Here is an 18114-nt window from a genome sequence, read left to right as displayed (position 1 = left end):
AAAATTCGGCCGGCAGCAGGAATTTTAAGAGAAATAGCGAACTAAATTTATAAATAGCAAAAGCAGTTCCTTCAGCTACAGAGGAGTTTAGTACTTTTGTGAAGAAAGGGGCAAAGCTACGGCAGGAGGAGTATCCATGCGACGATTGTAAAAACGCTCGGAAGTGATAGTGTTAACTATTCTTTGCAGTCCCGGCGGGGGAACGCTAACGATATAATTAACACTTTGCCCCCTCGAGTTCTATCGAATGCATTGCCAGGAAGGAGGCGAAGTTAGATCCCAGCCAATTAGTATTGTTCCTACTTAAAGCCGGCTTCCGCGGCGGGCGAGGATGGCAACAAACCAATAAAGGGGGTACCGTTAATGGATTTTAAACCCAAACGGCCGCAAAAAGAACTGAAGTATGAAGAGTTACGCATTTATACGGACGAAGAGCTGCATAACTACTCGGAAGAAGAGCTTAAGGATTTCAAAATCAAACATGACATTCCTATGTTAGAAGAGCTGGAGAAGGGGCCTTGGCCCAGCTTTGTCGCCGACGCCAAACGGGAGGCCCTGCGCCGCAAGAAACTACCTAAAGACCGTATGATGATTGACCAGGACGTAGTGGACGACTTGCTTGGTCAATTGGAATTATCTTTTGCCGACGGGGAAACCCACTGGAAACACGGCGGCATTGTCGGCGTCTTTGGTTATGGCGGCGGCGTTATCGGGCGCTACTCCGATGTTCCCGAAAAATATCCTTCCGTCGCCCATTTCCACACCCTGCGCGTCAACCAGCCGGCCAGCAAGTTTTACAAAACTGACTTCCTGCGGGCTCTTGCCGATCTCTGGGAGTTCCGGGGCAGCGGCATATTCAACATGCACGGGTCCACTGGGGATATCATCTTACTGGGCACCACCACCGAACAGTTAGAGCCCCTCTTTTATGACCTGACCCATGAACTGGACCAGGATCTCGGCGGCTCGGGCTCGAACCTGCGCACGCCTTCCTGCTGTATCGGCAAGGCCCGCTGCGAATTCGCCTGCATCGATACCCAGGATTTGTGCTATGAGTTGACCACCCATTACCAGGATGAGCTGCACCGTCCGGCCTTCCCTTATAAATTCAAGATTAAGATTGATGGCTGTCCAAACGGCTGTGTGGCTTCCATCGCCCGTTCTGACATGGCCTTGATTGGTACCTGGCGGGACGACATCCGCATCGACCAGGAAGCAGTCCAGGCTTATATCAGGGGTGAAATTCAGCCCAATGGCGGCGCCCACAGCGGTCGCGACTGGGGTAAGTTCGATATCCAGAAGGAAGTTATTGACCTCTGCCCGACCGGCTGTATGGCCATGGAGGAGGGCAAGCTGGTAATCAATAACCAGGAATGCAACCGCTGCATGCACTGCATCAATGTCATGCCCAGGGCTTTAAGGCCCGGCGTCGACACGGGCGTCAGCGTCCTCTTTGGGGCCAAGGCGCCGATCCTGGAGGGCGCCCAGCTGGCGGTATTGACCGTACCTTTTATGAAAGCCGAGCCGCCCTATGACAGCATTAAAGAGCTGCTTGAGAAGGTCTGGGACTGGTGGATTGAAGAAGGCAAGAACCGCGAGCGCCTGGGCGAACTGATCCAGCGTAAAGGGCTGCCCAGGTTCCTGGAGGTTATCGGCGTCCCGGCTGCTCCGCAGATGGTTAAAATGCCGCGTACCAACCCGTATATATTCTGGAAGGAAGAAGACGTGCCCGGCGGATGGAAGCGCGATATCAAAGATTACCGGCTGCGGCATAAACGATAAAAGGAGGTTGTCGACATGGCCTTATCTCAAGAGCGCCTTGGTAAATACAATCCGGAGAAACCGACGGAAAACAGGATTACCGATATTGGCCCCCGGCATTTCTGGGAGTTTTTCCCTCCGGTCATTCAAAAGAATTATGGCAAATGGCTTTACCATGACATCTTAGAGCCGGGCATAATGGTCCATGTTTCCGAAACCGGAGACAAGGTTTTTACCGTAAGATGCGGCGGCGCCCGGTTTATGACGGCAGAAAATATCCGTGAGATCTGCGATATTGCCGATAAATATTGTGACGGTTATGTCCGTTTCACCACCCGCAATAACATCGAATTCATGGTCACCAGCTATGAAAAGGTAGAGGCTTTGAAAAAGGACCTCTTAAGCCGGAAATATATCACGGGGAGTTACAAATACCCCATCGGTGGTACAGGTGCAGGGGTGACCAATATTGTCCATACCCAGGGCTATATTCACTGCCATACTCCGGCTACCGACGCTTCCTCCATGGTCAAGGCCATCATGGACGAGCTCATGGACTACTTTACCGGCATGACCCTGCCGGCCCACGTCAGGATATCCGTGGCCTGCTGCTTGAACATGTGCGGGGCCGTGCACTGTTCGGATATCGCCTTGCTGGGTGTCCACCGCAAACCGCCCATTGTGGACGATAATATCGACTCGATCTGCGAAATCCCCCTGGCCATAGCCGCCTGTCCCGTGGGAGCCCTGTCGCCTGGAAAAACGGAAGACGGGAGGAAAACGATTAAGATTAAAGAAGAACGCTGCATGTTCTGCGGCAACTGCTATACCATGTGCCCCGCTCTGCCCATTGCCGATAAGCTTGGTGATGGGGTAGCCGTCCTGGCCGGCGGCAAGATATCCAACCGTATCAGCGAACCCAAGTTCTCCAAAGTAATCGTACCCTGGTTGCCCAACAATTTCCCTCGCTTCCCGGAAGTGGTGGCCACCGTCAAGAAGATCATTGAAGTTTATGCCGCTGAAGCCAGAAAATATGAGCGTATCGGCGACTGGGCGGAAAGGATCGGCTGGGAGAAGTTCTTTGAGAAGTGCGATCTGCCCTTTACCGAGCACCTGATTGACGATTATCGCCTGGCTTACGATACTTACCGGACCAGCACCCAGTTTAAATATACCCGGGCGGCCTGGGAGGTATCCAGGGCGGCAGGAGGTATTGACGCATAGACTTGCCTGGTGAAAAGGGGGGTTATGAGCAATGATGGAGGAGATTAAAAAGGCCATCCTCGAATATGCCGAGACCAGTAAGAAGAGCAAGTTTTATTTCAAGGACCTGGAAAAGGCCGTCCAGGCCAAGATCCCGGACGCCAAAATGAGGGACATTAAAAAGGCCGCTACGGAGCTGGTTAACGAAGAAAAATTGATCTACTTCTCAACCGGTAGCACCACCATGTATGGTTTAAAGGGAAGGGGCATAACTGAAGATCAGTAGGAAGGGACTTTAAACCACACGCTTAAACGGAGTCCCTCAGCAAGGAGAGGCTGCCAGCGATCAAATAGCAGCCTCTCCTTATATTAACCATTACAGGAAGGGCGAAAGGTATGCCGGAAGCACAAGACTTTGAGGCCTTTATAGCCGGGCAAAAGCGAATACTGGCGGAAAACCCCGGTTGCGCCACAGCTCTCTACAACCTGGGGGTTTTCTACATGCAGCAGGGGAAATGGGATGAGGCAATTGCAGCCTTTGAAGAAGCTATTGCCAGCAGCGGCCGCATGTTTGAGGCTTATGTAAACCTGGGCTACATCTACTGGCAAAAAGGAGAGATGGAAAAAGTAGTCGAAGCCAACGCAAGGGCCATCGCCATCGAGCCGCGGTATGCGCGGGGTTATGCCAACCTGGGGTTTGCTTATTCCCAGATGGGCAGGACTGAGGAGGCCATTGCTGCCCTGGAGAAGGCCATTGAGTTGAACCCCAGGATCGTCCAGGCATGGAATAACCTGGCCAATTGTTATCTCCAGCAGGGTGACATAGACAAGGCCATCGCCACCTGCCACAAGTTGCTGGAAATTGCTCCGGATTTTGCCCTGGGGCATAATAATCTCGCCTATGCCTATTATTTAAACGGGGATTTTGCCAGGGCCATTGAACACGTTGACCGGGCCCTTGAACTCGGGTTTGAGGTTCACCCGGAATTTCTCAAAAAACTGCAACCCTATCGTAAAGGTGAGGGCGGATCACATTCTGGCCAGGGCTTCAGACGCCAGTAGACCCACGGTCTTTTTTTGCAAGGTACCGCTCTCGTAAAAAGTTACCGGTTGCCCGTCCTCAAGGAGGCCCTCCAGCATATCCCTGGCTGCTGCCGCGCCTAAGTTGCCGAGGAGCCAGGCCGTATAGCCGCGGGTTTCAGGATCCGGGTCCTGGAGAAACTGGAGAAAGCGCAAGCTGGCCGGGCGGATGAGATCGGGTTTCACCCGGGCAATACTGCTGATGGCCCGCAGGGCCCGGGGCCGGAGGGTTGTGTCCGCCAGCAACTGGTACAAGACTGGAATGTATCCAGCAAAGGTTTCGGGGACGCTGGCGATAATGGCGCCGGCGGCGTCGATGGCCCCCCAGCCTGAAGCACCGGGATCTGTGACAGAGGTTAATAATTGCTGCAGCAGCCTGGCAATGGTTTGCGGCTTCTTCTCTGCAATAATGGCAGCAACTTTACCCAAAATATCGGCGGCCCGCAAGCGCAGCAACTCATCGCTGCTATAGAGAAGCCGCTGCAGGTCCCTGATGAGGCGGCAGTCAGACCTGGCTATATTTGACAGGGTTTCCACCTGATATTCCTTTACCAGGGCTTCGATTTCCTTTTTAGTGAACTTCTTTTCGCCCCGGGGTGCCATAGATGCTTTAGAGGAAATGGCGGCGGCCCGCGCCAATTTTTTTTGCACACCTTGAAGGGTAAACTCGAGGATGTCCGGGTGCAGTTTAATGAAATAGAGGGTGCCGGAGATTCTTCTGCCCTCATAAAACCCGTCGGGAACGATTAAATGCGTTTCATAGTCGTAGTTCTCAACCACTTTTTCCAGGTAATCTTCTTCCGGAAGCAGGCCCCAAGCCAGATCCCAGTCCATGTTACAGCTGAAGACCAGGGCTTCTATGAAAGCCGCTCCCAGATTGTGGCCGGTTACATCGCAGGCATAGACCGCGCCGCAGGAACATGACCCTACTGGCATTTCGTTCGGCCGGTGGGTAACCTGCTCTTTAGGCCTGGCAACGGGCAACCCGCAAAAGGGGCAGGCCGGATTGAGGGCAAGCTTCCTCTTCATTTAAGTTACCCTCTCCTCGTTTTCCCTGCTCTTAATCTTCAGGTCCCGGAAGATCCAGGGTCATACAGTTGCTGCCGGGGCTGCAGGATTTGGTTGTGAGCTTTGGTTTTTGCTCACCCTTTCCCGAACGGGTGATAAAATTAACCCGGCTGATTACCCTCTCCAGGGACTGGGAACGGCATTCCGGACATTGAAGTTCGACCTTTTCGTGCATGCTGGCAAAATGCTTTTCAAAGAGTTTCCCGCACGCCAGGCAACGAAATTCGTAGATAGGCATTCTTTTTCCTCCAAAAATAACTCTTTTTTAGGTTCGTTTTGTTTATTGTAACAATGCCGGAGATTAACGTCAACAACCGGCATCTTCAGGATAAACTATCCCTGCTTGCCGGCGATTATGATATAATGGGTGCAGGTGCCGGGTAGAAAGGAGACAGGTATGGATATCAGTACCATAGCGCCGCTGATTGGAGCCTGGGCGAAAATGCAGGCCACGGCGGCAGGTAATACCGGGAGCCTTAAGGATAGCTTCAACCTCCTTTTTTATCTGATGCTCCTGGCACAACTGGAAGAGGGACAATCCCAGGCAGTAGGGGTACCCCCCCATAACTCTCGTCATGGGGAGCGCAGCTCGCCAGCGTCTGGCTTTAAGGACCTCATCAGCCGGGTGGCGGCCAGGTACAACCTGCCGGCAGCCCTGCTCCAGGGGGTAGTGGCGGTGGAGTCCGGCTTTAATCCCCGGGCGGTATCAGCAGCCGGAGCCATGGGGCTCATGCAGCTCATGCCGGCGACGGCCAGGGCCCTGGGGGTGACAGATCCATTCAATCCGGAAGCCAACCTGGATGGCGGCGCCAGGTACTTAAGGCAGCTGCTGGACCGCTTCCAGGGAGATCTTACCCTTGCCCTGGCAGCCTACAACGCCGGACCCGGCGCAGTTAAACGTTACGGCGGCGTTCCTCCTTACCGGGAAACGCAGGCCTATATCCAGAAGGTGCTGGCCGCCGCCCGCAGGTTTGAAGGCCTGGCCTGAAGCTAGACATAGCTGTGGGCTCCGGGAAGGAGCAGTGAGACGCCAAACAAGGTGAAGAGTACTGCCAGAAAGCCCACGATGGCCATAATGGCGGCCCTTTTCCCCCGCCAGCCGTATGTTTTCCGGGCGTGGAGATAAGCGGCGTAAATCAGCCAGGTAATTAAGGCCCAGGTTTCCTTGGGGTCCCAGCCCCACCACCTGCCCCAGACCTCTTCGGCCCAGACGGCTCCCGTGATGAGAACCAGGGTCATAAAGGGGAATCCTACTGCTACCGACCAGTGGAGGAGGTTATCGAGTTTGGCCAGGGATGGCAGGACACTTGCGCCGATGCCTTCGTATCCCTTTTCTTTGAGCAGGTAGATAAGACCCAGGCAAAAGGAAAGGCTAAAGGCGCCGTAAGCAATGATGGCCGTAAGAACATGAAACTGCAGCCAGATACTCTGCAGGGCCGGCATCAGGGGCCTGGGACCGGAAGATAAGGTGTTGCTATAGGAAAGGATAATTACTTCCAGGAGCGCTATTAGAACCGTTAGCAGGTCTGATTTAATCATCCTGCGCGAGATAAGATAAAACAGGAGTATACCCCAGGCAAACAGGAGGGCAAATTCATACAAAGTAGCCAAGGGGAGCCTGCCGGCGGTAATACTGCGCAGCACCAGGGCCAGGGTAAGGGAAGCAAAGGACATGATGAGGGCCGCCTGGGCCAGGGGAGAGGTAAATCTATTAGAACGCCACAAGGTGATCAGGCTTAAAATTACGGCCGCCAGCAAAAAAATATAGGCTAGAAGATTGAAATTAGCTTCCATAACTTAGCGCCACCTCTCATGCTTTTCCGGTACCAGGTACCTGATGACCAATCCCACCAGCAGGATGACGAAGCCGGCGTAAAGTATGCCAACGCCGGGGTCTTTTTTGATCTCAAGTCCGGTGTAATAACGGTAGCCGGAAAAGGTAACGGGATAACCGCCGACGGCTTTTGTCTCCTTCTCGGCCAGCACTTCCCTCGCCTTTACTTGTTGATCCTGGAAAAGCATAGCCACCAGCCTGGGGTTATTTGGCAGGGGTGAACGTGAATGTAACCTGCCCCCCTGTTCATCAAAATCAGGAATAAAGAAAAAGACCAGCCTTACATTTTTGCCCGGGTCGATGTCGAGACCCCGGCCACTGGGCAGGTCAAAAGGTACCGCTTTACCGTTAATAACGGCCTGTCCCCGGGCCAGCCAGCCGTAACTGGTCTGGTAAATTTTCAAACCCTTAAATTTTAACGGACGGTTTACCTGTATTTCACGTTCAATTTCCTGGCCGTCAGCTGTTTTAAGGGAAACGCTGCTAATGTACTGTTTGGGCTGGAAGTTTTCGTAATATTCAATTTTAAACTCCTTAACTCTTAAGGCATAGCCCGGGAAGCCCCTGGCGGCCAGGTCGAGGCTGTCGCCGGCGCCGATTTCGACATAGGCATGCCGGGCCATGACCCCGGATATGACCGCCCCGGCCAGGATAACCAGGATACTTAAGTGCAGGATGACGGACCCCCAGCTACGCAGGCTCGGGGCTTTTTTAATCCGCCGCAGAGAGCAGGTCAAGATATTGACGGCTAAAAGCGCTCCTAAGGCTATAAACCACCAGCTGCGGTATAAATGGTCCAGGGACAGGAGGACGATCAACCTTCCCGGTACATCTCCGTAATAAGCACGGTAGAACCCCGCGGGCTGGCCCTGGGGAAGGAAGCTCCCCAGGGAAGCCAGGACTCCCAGGAGCAATAAAAGCAAAAGTCCCAGTTTCATGGATGATAAAAAGGCAAAATACGGGCGTTCCCGGTTGTTACCGGACAAAACCATCACCCCGGTTTTAGAATGAGTATACACCAGCGGCCGTACAGTGGTCAACGGGAACAGGCCGGCACCAGCAGGCATTTTTACAAGTACAAAAAATATTTCTACCAGCAGCAGGAATTTTAAGAGAAATAGCGAACTAAAATTAAAAATACCAAAAGTAGTGCTCCGGTGAACGAAGGGATTGAGGGAAGTTTGTGAAAGACGGCAGAAATAATATTTTGCCAGGTACCCACGAAATTTTAACCAAAAGGAAAAGCACCATTTTACAAAAGTGGTATCAGAGAATCCTGGACTCTTACCCCGCGGAAACGGCCCGGTTTTTGCGGGAAGAACAGGATCCTTTCGCCAATCCGGTGGGGACGACAATCTATCATGGACTAGAGGGCCTTTACGAGGAGATCCTTGCAGGGATGGACGCCGGCAGGGTCAGGTCCTATCTTGATAGTATTATCAGGATCAGGGCGGTCCAGGACTTTTCTCCTTCCCAGGCCGTCGCCTTTATTTTCCAGTTAGAGCATGTCCTCAAGGAGGAACTGGCCGGTGAAATCCAGGAAAAGGGCCTTTCTCTGGAAGAATTAGAAACCCGTCTTGAAGAGCTGGCCCTCCTTGCCTTCGATATTTATATGCAATGCCGGGAGCAGCTCTGGGAAATCAAGATCGAGGAGATTAAAAACAGAACCACCAGGTTACTGCAAAGGGCTAATCTGAATATAAATATCCCGTAATTGAGAAGGTGGGAAAATGGCCTCGCTGCCGAAACCTGATGAGCTACTGGCGATAAATTATAAACCGCCGCGCACGGGGTGGATGGATACCCCGGTAAAATTCAGGCGCGGAACCTACCTCTATGGCGCCAAACCCAAAAATTTGGAAGCCGTCGGCCTCCCCAACCCCCGGGAATGGTCCCCGGAGGACGAGGATTGGAAACTCCCGGAAAACTGGCGGGAAATTATCCTGGAAGGCCTGAGGGAACGGCTGGGGCGGTTCCGTTCCTTACAAATCTTTATGGATGCCTGTGTGCGCTGCGGCGCCTGTGCCGACAAATGCCACTTCTTCATCGGTACCGGGGATCCCAAGAATATGCCGGTCTTGAGGGCCGAACTGCTCCGCTCGGTGTATCGCAAGGATTTTACGACGGCGGGCAAGCTCCTGGGAAAACTCTTCGGGGCCAGGGAACTGACCCTGGACGTCCTGAAGGAATGGTACTACTACTTCTTCCAGTGCACCGAATGCCGCCGTTGTTCAGTTTTTTGCCCTTTCGGCATCGACACGGCGGAAATCACCATGATCGCCAGGGAACTCCTCAACCTGGTGGGATGTAATATCGACTGGATCGCCGCCCCGGTAGCCAACTGCTACCGGACGGGTAATCACGTCGGCATTGAACCCCACGCTTTTAAAGATATGGTTGAGTTCTGTGTCGACGAAATTGAAAATATCACCGGTATCAGGGTGGAGCCGACTTTCAACCGCAAAGGTGCCGAAATCCTCTTCATTGCACCTTCGGGCGACGTTTTCGCCGATCCCGGTACCTATACCCTCATGGGTTACCTGATGCTTTTCCATGAAATCGGCCTTGACTACACCTTCAGCACCTACGCATCTGAGGGTGGCAACTTCGGCATGTTTACTTCCCATGAAATGATGAAAAGGCTCAATGCCAAGATGTATGCCGAAGCAAAACGGCTGGGGGTGAAGTGGATCCTGGGCGGCGAATGCGGCCACATGTGGCGGGTCATCAACCAGTACATGGATACCATGAACGGCCCGGCCGATTTCCTGGAAGAGCCGGTTTCCCCCATAACCGGGACTAAGTTTGAAAATGCCAGGTCCACCAAGATGGTCCATATCGTGGAATTTACGGCCGACCTTATCAGGCACAACAAAATTAAGCTGGATCCCAGCCGCAATGACCACCTGAAAGTAACCTTCCATGACTCCTGCAACCCGGCCCGGGCCATGGGGCTCTTTGAAGAACCGCGCTATATCCTTAAAAATGTCTGCCGGAATTTCTATGAGATGCCGGAGAATACCATCCGGGAGCAGACCTTCTGCTGCGGCAGCGGGTCGGGCCTTAATTCCGATGAATATATGGAAATGAGGATGCGCGGCGGCTTCCCCCGGGCCAACGCGGTGAAGTACGTCCGGGATAAATACGGTGTCAATATGCTGGCCTGCATCTGCGCCGTTGACCGGGCCGTCTTCCCGGCCCTCATGAACTACTGGGTACCAGGCGTGGCAGTTGCCGGCGTCCACGAGCTGGTCGGCAACGCCCTGGTAATGACCGGGGAAACCCCAAGGGAAACAACACTGCGGGGAGAACCTTTGCCTGTAAAGGGAAAGGAGGAGAACGGCGGTGAATGATTCCCGTTACATTATTACCGGCCTGATTGTGTTTATCATCCTGGTGACCTTCCCCTTCTGGGCCAATGCAGGTAAAGCCGCCCCGGCACCGGCCCCCAGCCTGGACACACCGGCCATCCAGGAGTTACCGGAGAAGCAGTGTGTGGAAGGAACGGAATACATGCGGGCCAACCACATGAAGCTGCTGGACGAATGGCGGACCCAGGTTGTGCGGGAAGGCAAGAGGATTTATTTAGCCAGCAACGGCAAAGAGTACGAGATGAGCCTGGAGAAGACCTGCCTGCAATGCCACGCCAATAAGGCCCAGTTTTGTGACCAGTGCCATAATTACCTGGATGTGCAACCTGACTGCTGGACCTGCCATATTGAGCCAAAGGAGAGTAAGTGATGGAAACGAGCAGGAGAAATTTCTTAAAAGCCAGTGGCGCCTTCCTCCTGGGGCTCACCATCTGGCCGGCAGTTAAAAGCTTCGCTGGCAACAACACGGATGAAATAGCGCGTTCAGAAGCCCCGGCCGGCAAGAAGTGGGGCCTGGTCATCGATATGCAGAAGTGCTGGCCGCAATATCAGGAAGGATGCCGGAAGTGTTTCCTGGCCTGCCAGAGGGCCCACAACATACCTGATATTGCCAATAAAGAAGAAGAAATTAAGTGGATCTGGACGGAGCCCTTTGAAAACGCTTTTCCGGAACAGGAGCATGAGTACGTTGCCGCCAGTATCAAAGGCAAACCCTTTATCGTGCTCTGCAATCACTGTGAAAACCCGCCTTGTGTCAGGGTCTGCCCCACGAAGGCAACCTTCAAACGCCGGGACGGCATCGTCATGATGGATTATCACCGTTGCATAGGCTGCCGTTACTGCATGGCTGCCTGCCCTTACGGCGCCAGGAGCTTTAACTTTAGCGACCCGCGGCCTTTTATTAAAGAAATAAACCCGGCGTATCCCACCCGGGAAAAGGGTGTCGTGGAAAAATGCAATTTCTGCGTCGAGAGGATTGACACCGGCTTACCGCCGGCGTGCGTCGATGCGTGCCCGGCGGGGGCACTGATCTTTGGAGACCTGGACGACCCCAACTCTGAGGCGAGAAAGATACTGGCCGCACGTTATACCATTCAACGTAAACCCGAACTTGGGACCCACCCCAGCGTTTATTACCTCGTCTAGATCGGCTTCCAGGATGGGAATTTCTCAAGATGGCGTTGCACGACGGTCCCCGGCCGTCGCTGATATACGGGAGAAAATGAGGCGGAGGAAGGGTAGATATGCTGGTAAAGGCTTTAACCGGGAGCAAAAGATACTGGGGCTGGATAACCCTTTTACTCGTCCTGATCGGGACCGGTTTTACCTGCTACCTCTGGCAGTTGAATAAAGGGCTGACCATTACCGGTATGAGCAGGGATGTTTCCTGGGGGCTGTACATCAGCCAGTTTACCTTCCTGGTGGGGGTGGCGGCCTCGGCAGTGATGGTCGTCCTGCCCTATTACCTGCATAATGTCAAAGCCTTCGGCAGGATTACCATCCTGGGAGAGTTCCTGGCTGTTGCCGCCCTGATTATGTGCCTGCTGTTCGTAATAGTCGATGTCGGTAAGCCCATGCGAATTCTTAATATGATCTTCTATCCCACCCCCAACTCCATGTTTTTTTGGGATATGATCGCGCTGAACGGGTACCTCCTTTTAAATATCATTGCCGGCTGGCATGCCCTGGAGGCAGAATATAAAGCCGTTCCGCCACCGGCCTGGACAAAGATATTGGTTTATGTCTCCATCCCCTGGGCCGTCAGCATTCATACGGTTACGGCCTTCCTCTACGCCGGCCTGCCGGGCAGGCACTACTGGCTGACGGCCATTATGGCGGCCCGCTTCCTGGCGTCGGCCTTTGCTTCCGGTCCGGCCCTGCTCATCCTGCTGTGCTATATCATTAAAAGGGTCAGTAAATTTGATCCGGGCCGGGAAGCCATCCAAAAGCTGGCGGCAATAGTCACCTACGCCACCATCGTCAGTGCCTTTTTTATCGGATTGGAATTTTTCACCGCCTTTTACAGCCAGGTACCGGCCCATGGTATGTATACCCTCAAGTACCTCTTTGCCGGCCTGGATGGTCATGGTAAGCTCGTCTCCTGGATGTGGGCCTTTGCCATCCTGGTGGTTCTCGCCCTGGTGCTTTTAATTAACCCGGAGACGCGCGCCAGGGATAGTTACCTCCAGGTAGCCTGCGCGGCGGTTTTTGTTTCCATGTGGATTGAAAAGGGAATAGGCCTGGTCATCGGCGGCTTTATACCCAATCCCTTTGAAAGGGTTACCGAATACGTGCCTACTTTGCCGGAGACCTTAATTGCCCTGGGCGTCTGGGCAACCGGCCTCCTGGTACTTACCTTCCTGTATAAAATAGCAATTAGCGTCAAAGAAGAGACAGTATAGTGGAAATGAGGGGTAAAGCAATGGGAATGGCATTTTCCTTTTTTAGTGTCGTCGTCCTCATGCTGGTAGTTTATCTCGGTGCGGGAGTGGCAGGGTGGCACTACCTGTTTGGAGTTATCATACCCTACGCCGCCATCGTCATCTTTTTAGCAGGGATGGCCTACCGTGTCATAAAGTGGGGGCGGGTGCCGGTACCTTTCCGGATACCCACCACTGCCGGGCAACAGAAATCCCTGCCCTGGATCAAGGCGAGCACCTTTGACAATCCTTCCAGCACTGCCGGCGTGGTCGGCAGGATGGCCCTGGAAGTATTGTTCTTTCGCTCCCTGTTACGAAATACCAGGATGGAATTGCACCGGGGCCCCCGGCTGGCTTATCACTGGGAAAAGTGGCTCTGGCTGGGAGGACTAATGTTTCACTGGTCCTTCCTGCTGATCTTTCTCCGCCACCTGCGCTTTTTTACCGAACCGGTCCCGGCCTTTGTTTCCTGGCTGGAAGGCATCGATGGCTTTTTCCGCTTCGGCCTGCAGGGGCTGTATATAACCGATATAGTAATTGTAGTTGCCGTGACTTATCTCTTCCTCAGGCGGGTGGTTATTCCCCAGGTACGCTATATCTCCCTCCCCGCCGATTATTTTCCCCTCTTTTTGATCCTGGGAATAGCCGGCACGGGCATCCTCATGCGCTATTTTTTCAGGGTAGACATTACGGCAGTTAAGGAATTGACTACAGGACTGGTGACCTTCAGGCCCAGGGTCCCGGCAGGAATTGGCGTTCTTTTTTACATCCACTTATTCCTCGTATGTACACTGGGGGCCTACTTCCCCTTCAGCAAACTGGTACACATGGGCGGAATTTTCCTCAGCCCGACCCGCAACCTGCCCAACGATAGCCGCGCCAGGAGGCACATCAACCCCTGGAATTACCCGGTCAAGGTTCACACCTATGAAGAGTACGAGGAAGAATTCAGGGAAAAAATGAAAATGGCTGGCCTGCCGGTAGAAAAAGTATAGACCTAACTTCCCCTCTTGTTTTTTGTCCAAATATGTGCTAATTTTGAGTTAAGGTATCCCATATACCATATGTGGCGGGGAACGGCATATGTTTAAGAAAAAGTAGCCAAAGAGGGGGATATGATGGAAAGCTTGCTTGAACCAATCGACCTGCAAAATTACCAGCCTGTGCGCCAGGAAGCCTACAATGCCTTACGGGAAGCCATCCTCACCGGCCGCCTGGAGCCGGGTACCCGCCTGGTGGAACGGAAAATAGCCAAACAGCTGGGTGTCAGCCGTACACCGGTACGGGAGGCCATCCGCAAGCTGGAGCTGGAAGGACTGGTCGAACACCTGCCCCGGCGGGGAGTGGTGGTTGCCCGCATGTCCACCCGGGAAGCCTGGGAAGTCTACAGCATCCGGGCCGTCCTGGAAGGATTGGCCGCCCGGCTGGCTGCGGAACATATTAATCCAATTCAGCTAAAAAGATTAAATGAGCTTGTAAATGCCATGGAAAAGGCCTGTGATGAAGACGATTACGACAGGTTGCAGGAGCTGCACCTGGAGTTTAATGAAATTATCTGCAAAGCCGCCGAGAGTCCCCGCCTGCACCAGATGATCGATAACCTGGTGGATTATATAGTCGGCTTTACTAAGGTGGGTTACAGTGTTCCCGGACGTACGAGGGCCGCAACCCGGGAGCACCGGGAGTTGCTGGAAGCCCTCATGAAAGGTGACGGTGAAAGGGCGGAAAGAATTGCCCGGCAGCATATAGAAAATTCCCGCCAGGCATACTTTCTCCAGCTAGCCTTAAGGGATCAAAAAAATACCAACTTTTAACGAAAAAGTCTTCCTTAACCAGCAGGAATCTCCAATGAAACGTCGAATAATTTTAAACGCAAACAAAAGGTATACCAAATACGTTTTTAATACCACCTCTATTGGTGGCCTTAAAAATTAACAAAAAGAGCATAAATTCGACAAATATATAGTTCAGGGGCGTACAGGTTCAGAAAAGAAGACGATTTTAAAAACTGTAGACAAGGTATACCGTATACCAGTAATATTAAATGAACGGCGAGGGGAAGCTTATGCCCGCAGCTGGGGTTAAACTCCGTGTTTGTGAAGGCATGGTCGAAGATGCGCGCAAGGGTATTGTAAGAGTGCTTTCTGACGTGATGGAAGAACTGGGCCTAAAGCCCAATGATGTGGTAGCCATTACAGGCAAGCGGACAACGGTGGCCAGGGTTATGCCCGCCTTTCAAGAGGGGTGCCCGCCGGGCAATATCCAGATGGACGGCATTTTAAGGCAAAATGCCGGGGTCGGTATTGGGGAAGGCATTACCCTTACAGGGCAGGAGTGGCAGCCGGCCCGGACTGTCATCCTGGCGCCGGTACTCCCGGGCTGGACCCTGGCCGGTGAACACGAGATTGTTCACTTGAAAAAACATTTAATTGGCCGCGCTGTAGTGGTCGGCGACCAGGTAACCATCCCCCAGTTTACCGGTGGCGATGAGGCCTTTACTGTCGAAGGGGTAGCACCCCGGGGAGCGGTAGTTATTACCCGCGACACGGCGGTACGCTTTAAAGGCGGCGAGGATACAGAAGGCCGGGGCCAGCGGGTGACATATGAAGATATTGGCGGCCTGGCCAAAGAAGTCCAGCGGGTCCGGGAAATTATCGAACTACCACTAAAATATCCGCAATTATTTCACCGACTAGGTGTGGAAGCGCCGAAGGGCATACTTATGTACGGCGCCCCCGGCACGGGCAAAACCCTTATTGCCCGCGCCGTAGCTTCCGAAACGGAAGCCCACTTCATTCACGTCAACGGCCCAGAGATAATGCATAAATACTACGGTGAGAGCGAAGCCCGCCTGCGTCAGGTTTTCGACGAGGCTAGAAAAAAGGCGCCGAGTATCATTTTCCTGGATGAAATTGATGCCATCGCACCCCGCCGGGCCGACGTCCACGGCGATGTTGAAAAGCGCGTGGTGGCCCAGCTGCTGGCCCTGATGGACGGGCTGGAATCCCGCGGCAATGTCATTGTGATCGCCGCCACAAACATTCCCGACCTGGTGGACCCGGCCCTGCGACGCCCGGGGCGTTTCGACCGGGAGATCGCTATTAACGTGCCCGACCAGCGGGGCCGGCGGGAGATTTTACAGATACACACCCGGGGTATGTCCCTGGCAGGAGACGTCTCGTTAGATCGACTGGCAGCCATTACCCACGGCTTTGTGGGTGCCGATCTGGCCGCCCTCTGCCGGGAAGCGGGTATGTACGCCTTGCGCCGCGGTCTGGCCCGGTTCCAGCTGGGTGAAGGTTCCCTGGAAGATCTACAGCTCCAGGTAACCATGCGTGACTTCCTGGATGCCCTGGCAGAGGTAGAACCATCGGCAACGCGGGAGTTTGCCATGGAAATTCCCTCGGCCGGTTGGCAGGATGTCGGGGGCCTCGCCGAGATTAAAGAGCGCCTTCAAGCCATGGTCCAGTGGCCCCTGCAGTATCCCGAGCTTTTCCAGCAATTTGACCTGCCGGCACCGAAAGGCATCTTGCTTTCTGGACCGCCGGGCACGGGCAAGACCCTGGTAGCCAGGGCCCTGGCCCGGGAAAGCGGGATAAACTTTATCCCGGTAAACAGTTCCCTCCTCTTCTCCCACTGGTGGGGGGAGGCGGAAAAGACCCTGCACGAGATTTTCCGCAAGGCGCGCCAGGCCTCTCCCTGCCTCCTGTTTTTTGATGAAATCGACGCCCTGCTGCCCGCCCGTAAAAGCGGCGAAGGGAGCAACATCGGCAGTCGCCTGGTATCCCAGTTTTTGATGGAACTGGACGGCCTGGAGGATTTGCGGGAAGTAATCGTCCTGGGGGCAACCAACCGGATTGACCTCCTTGACCCGGCCGTCCTCCGTCCCGGGCGCTTTGACCAGATTCTGGAGTTTCCTTACCCGGACCAGGCGGCCCGGAGAGAGATATTCGAGATCTATTTACGCTCCCGGCCGGTGGAACGGGGCTTAAATTTAGACAACCTGGCCCAGGCTGCCGAAGGGCTGGTGGGGTCAGAAATAGAAGCCGTGTGCAAACGGGCAGCTTTGCTGGCTGTAGCCGAAATAGTGAAGGGAGATTCGGCCGACGAACCGGGGCGGGGTGTCATTAAAACCCGCCACCTGGAGCAGGCCCTGGCTGAAATCCAGGGTGAAAAACATCAGGCACGGACCGGGGCGGATAACCGCAGTGTCCGTCCCGTCTGGAATAATGTTATTCCCGGTGCAGTGACCAGACTGGGGAGGTGAGGCTGGAAGACATAGCGGAAACTATAGCATCGGCGGCCGGGGCAGAGTTGTACTCCAGTTATTAGAAGACTACTGGCACCGGCTGCGAGGAAGCTCCCGGCTGCGGGAGAGTGCTATCAGTGCCGGCATTGACAGGCAAGAAAGAAAGGAGGAACGTAAATTGTCCACTCAAGAACTCTTTGCCGAACCCAACCTTAAGCAGATTACCGTCTGGGCACGCGGTGTGGTCATGAATAAAGACGCCCGCGATATCGTGGTGGCCTTAACGGAAGCTGCGGCTAAGGAAGGCAAGTATGTCCAGGCCTGGGAGAACTATGTCGATCTCCCCGACCGTATCTACGTCCCGGTAAGGGCCTACGCCCGCATTAGCAGCGATCCCATAGAAAGCAGATACGTGTATGAAAACGAGAACCCGGACATTGTCGTCGTGGTTGAGGAAACCCTGGTCAAAGGTGTCCCCATCCTGAAGGGTATCAAGCCCGGCAGCACTCTGGTGGTCAACACCAGGCGCAGCATTGATACCATCCTGGAATTCCTGGGCGATACCGGTAACCTGGCCCGGATCGTCACCGTGGATGCCAACAGCATGGCCCAGGCCGTCATGACTCTATCCGGGGCTGAAGGTGCGACTGACGCCACCGGAATTGGCGCCGGTATTGCCGCCCCTATAGCCGGTGCCGTAGTAAAGGCAACTGGCATCGTCGATATTGATAACCTGGCCGCTGTAGTCAAAAATCCTGCCGCCATGCGCCGGGGCTATGAGGAAGCCCAGATAAGGGAGCTACCGGCCCATGAAGTGGTAGAAGAAGTAGCCGTAACGGCGAAAGAGCTATTGAAGCAAATGCCCTTTGCCGGTACCGTTCCTTCCCCGCAGGTAGAAAATGAAGGCATGGTTACCGGTAACTGGCGCATCCAGCGGCCCGTCCTCAACCCGGAAGCCTGCACCCAGTGCTGGACCTGCTGGATCTCCTGCCCGGATTCCTGCATTACCATGTCCGATGATGGACCTGCTTTTAACCTCAAATACTGCAAAGGTTGCGGTCTCTGCACCGCCGTCTGCCCGAGCGGTGCCATATCCCGGGTTCCAGAATTAGATTTTAAAAATTAATC

The 18114-nt window shown here is 54.0% G+C and carries 18 protein-coding genes; 14 read left to right on the top strand and 4 right to left on the bottom strand.

Features of this window, described 5'->3' with window-relative positions:
- The first annotated feature begins 363 nt into the window (after nucleotides 1-363).
- The 4 genes from dsrA to MCACP_RS09175 all read left to right on the top strand — a co-directional run bounded on the left by dsrA (nucleotide 364) and on the right by MCACP_RS09175 (nucleotide 4026).
- Nucleotides 364-1782 carry a dissimilatory-type sulfite reductase subunit alpha gene (gene dsrA, locus MCACP_RS09190; RefSeq protein WP_406676489.1) on the top strand — a complete coding sequence of 473 codons (1419 nt, stop codon included), beginning with the start codon at nucleotides 364-366 and terminating at the stop codon, nucleotides 1780-1782.
- A gap of 15 nt (nucleotides 1783-1797) precedes the next feature.
- Nucleotides 1798-2985: a dissimilatory-type sulfite reductase subunit beta gene (gene dsrB / locus MCACP_RS09185; RefSeq protein WP_406676488.1), complete on the top strand. Its 1188-nt coding sequence runs from the start codon at nucleotides 1798-1800 to the stop codon at nucleotides 2983-2985.
- 34 nt (nucleotides 2986-3019) lie between these two features.
- Complete coding sequence (locus MCACP_RS09180) at nucleotides 3020-3250, top strand: dissimilatory sulfite reductase D family protein (protein ID WP_406678723.1); 231 nt, start codon at nucleotides 3020-3022, stop codon at nucleotides 3248-3250.
- 110 nt (nucleotides 3251-3360) lie between these two features.
- Entirely contained in the window at nucleotides 3361-4026 is a 666-nt protein-coding gene (locus tag MCACP_RS09175) for a tetratricopeptide repeat protein (RefSeq protein ID WP_406676487.1), read from the top strand.
- On the opposite strand, the gene MCACP_RS09170 is transcribed toward MCACP_RS09175, so the two are convergent.
- Nucleotides 3994-5073 carry a DVU0298 family protein gene (locus MCACP_RS09170; RefSeq protein ID WP_406676486.1) on the bottom strand — a complete coding sequence of 360 codons (1080 nt, stop codon included), beginning with the start codon at nucleotides 5071-5073 and terminating at the stop codon, nucleotides 3994-3996. The two genes, MCACP_RS09175 and MCACP_RS09170, sit on opposite strands and share 33 nt — an antisense overlap.
- A gap of 31 nt (nucleotides 5074-5104) precedes the next feature.
- Nucleotides 5105-5350, bottom strand: a complete 246-nt coding sequence (locus tag MCACP_RS09165) for an FmdB family zinc ribbon protein (RefSeq protein WP_406676485.1) — start codon at nucleotides 5348-5350, stop codon at nucleotides 5105-5107.
- Nucleotides 5351-5509: 159 nt separating this feature from the next.
- Here MCACP_RS09165 and MCACP_RS09160 point away from each other — a divergent pair, with 159 nt between their 5' ends.
- The gene (locus tag MCACP_RS09160; protein WP_406676484.1) at nucleotides 5510-6100 is read left to right on the top strand and encodes a lytic transglycosylase domain-containing protein; all 591 of its coding nucleotides are present in this window, start codon (nucleotides 5510-5512) and stop codon (nucleotides 6098-6100) included.
- Nucleotides 6101-6102: 2 nt separating this feature from the next.
- Here the strand turns inward: MCACP_RS09160 and ccsB are convergent, their stop codons facing one another.
- Nucleotides 6103-6906 (bottom strand): c-type cytochrome biogenesis protein CcsB, encoded by an 804-nt coding sequence (ccsB, locus tag MCACP_RS09155; protein ID WP_406676483.1) that lies wholly within the window; start codon nucleotides 6904-6906, stop codon nucleotides 6103-6105.
- Between the two features lie 3 nt (nucleotides 6907-6909).
- Entirely contained in the window at nucleotides 6910-7932 is a 1023-nt protein-coding gene (locus MCACP_RS09150; RefSeq protein ID WP_406676482.1) for a cytochrome c biogenesis protein ResB, read from the bottom strand.
- A gap of 221 nt (nucleotides 7933-8153) precedes the next feature.
- On the opposite strand from MCACP_RS09150, the gene MCACP_RS09145 reads away from it, so the two are divergent.
- From MCACP_RS09145 to MCACP_RS09105, 9 genes are all read left to right on the top strand, one after another.
- Nucleotides 8154-8660 carry an RsbRD N-terminal domain-containing protein gene (locus MCACP_RS09145; RefSeq protein ID WP_406676481.1) on the top strand — a complete coding sequence of 169 codons (507 nt, stop codon included), beginning with the start codon at nucleotides 8154-8156 and terminating at the stop codon, nucleotides 8658-8660.
- 16 nt (nucleotides 8661-8676) lie between these two features.
- A complete protein-coding gene (gene dsrK / locus MCACP_RS09140; protein WP_406676480.1) occupies nucleotides 8677-10299 on the top strand; it encodes a sulfate reduction electron transfer complex DsrMKJOP subunit DsrK in 1623 nt (540 codons plus the stop codon).
- Nucleotides 10292-10687 (top strand): sulfate reduction electron transfer complex DsrMKJOP subunit DsrJ, encoded by a 396-nt coding sequence (dsrJ, locus tag MCACP_RS09135; RefSeq protein WP_406676479.1) that lies wholly within the window; start codon nucleotides 10292-10294, stop codon nucleotides 10685-10687. The genes dsrK and dsrJ overlap by 8 nt, the downstream gene beginning before the upstream one ends.
- Nucleotides 10687-11463, top strand: coding sequence for a sulfate reduction electron transfer complex DsrMKJOP subunit DsrO (gene dsrO / locus MCACP_RS09130; RefSeq protein WP_406676478.1), 777 nt, complete (start codon nucleotides 10687-10689; stop codon nucleotides 11461-11463). The genes dsrJ and dsrO overlap by 1 nt, the downstream gene beginning before the upstream one ends.
- 98 nt (nucleotides 11464-11561) lie before the next feature.
- A complete protein-coding gene (dsrP, locus tag MCACP_RS09125; RefSeq protein ID WP_406676477.1) occupies nucleotides 11562-12719 on the top strand; it encodes a sulfate reduction electron transfer complex DsrMKJOP subunit DsrP in 1158 nt (385 codons plus the stop codon).
- A gap of 20 nt (nucleotides 12720-12739) precedes the next feature.
- Nucleotides 12740-13732 (top strand): sulfate reduction electron transfer complex DsrMKJOP subunit DsrM, encoded by a 993-nt coding sequence (gene dsrM, locus MCACP_RS09120; protein WP_406676476.1) that lies wholly within the window; start codon nucleotides 12740-12742, stop codon nucleotides 13730-13732.
- 120 nt (nucleotides 13733-13852) lie between these two features.
- The gene (locus MCACP_RS09115) at nucleotides 13853-14551 is read left to right on the top strand and encodes a GntR family transcriptional regulator (protein WP_406676475.1); all 699 of its coding nucleotides are present in this window, start codon (nucleotides 13853-13855) and stop codon (nucleotides 14549-14551) included.
- 251 nt (nucleotides 14552-14802) lie between these two features.
- Complete coding sequence (locus tag MCACP_RS09110; RefSeq protein ID WP_428847731.1) at nucleotides 14803-17004, top strand: CDC48 family AAA ATPase; 2202 nt, start codon at nucleotides 14803-14805, stop codon at nucleotides 17002-17004.
- 160 nt (nucleotides 17005-17164) lie between these two features.
- Complete coding sequence (locus MCACP_RS09105) at nucleotides 17165-18112, top strand: oxalate oxidoreductase subunit delta (RefSeq protein WP_406676473.1); 948 nt, start codon at nucleotides 17165-17167, stop codon at nucleotides 18110-18112.
- Nucleotides 18113-18114: the final 2 nt, after the last annotated feature.

It is taken from the genome of Neomoorella carbonis, assembly GCF_045278715.1.
Taxonomy (GTDB): Bacteria; Bacillota; DSM-521; order Neomoorellales; family Neomoorellaceae; genus Neomoorella; species Neomoorella carbonis.
The sequence above is the reverse complement of the archived record's forward strand: the minus strand, read 5'-3'. Positions and strand labels throughout refer to the sequence as shown.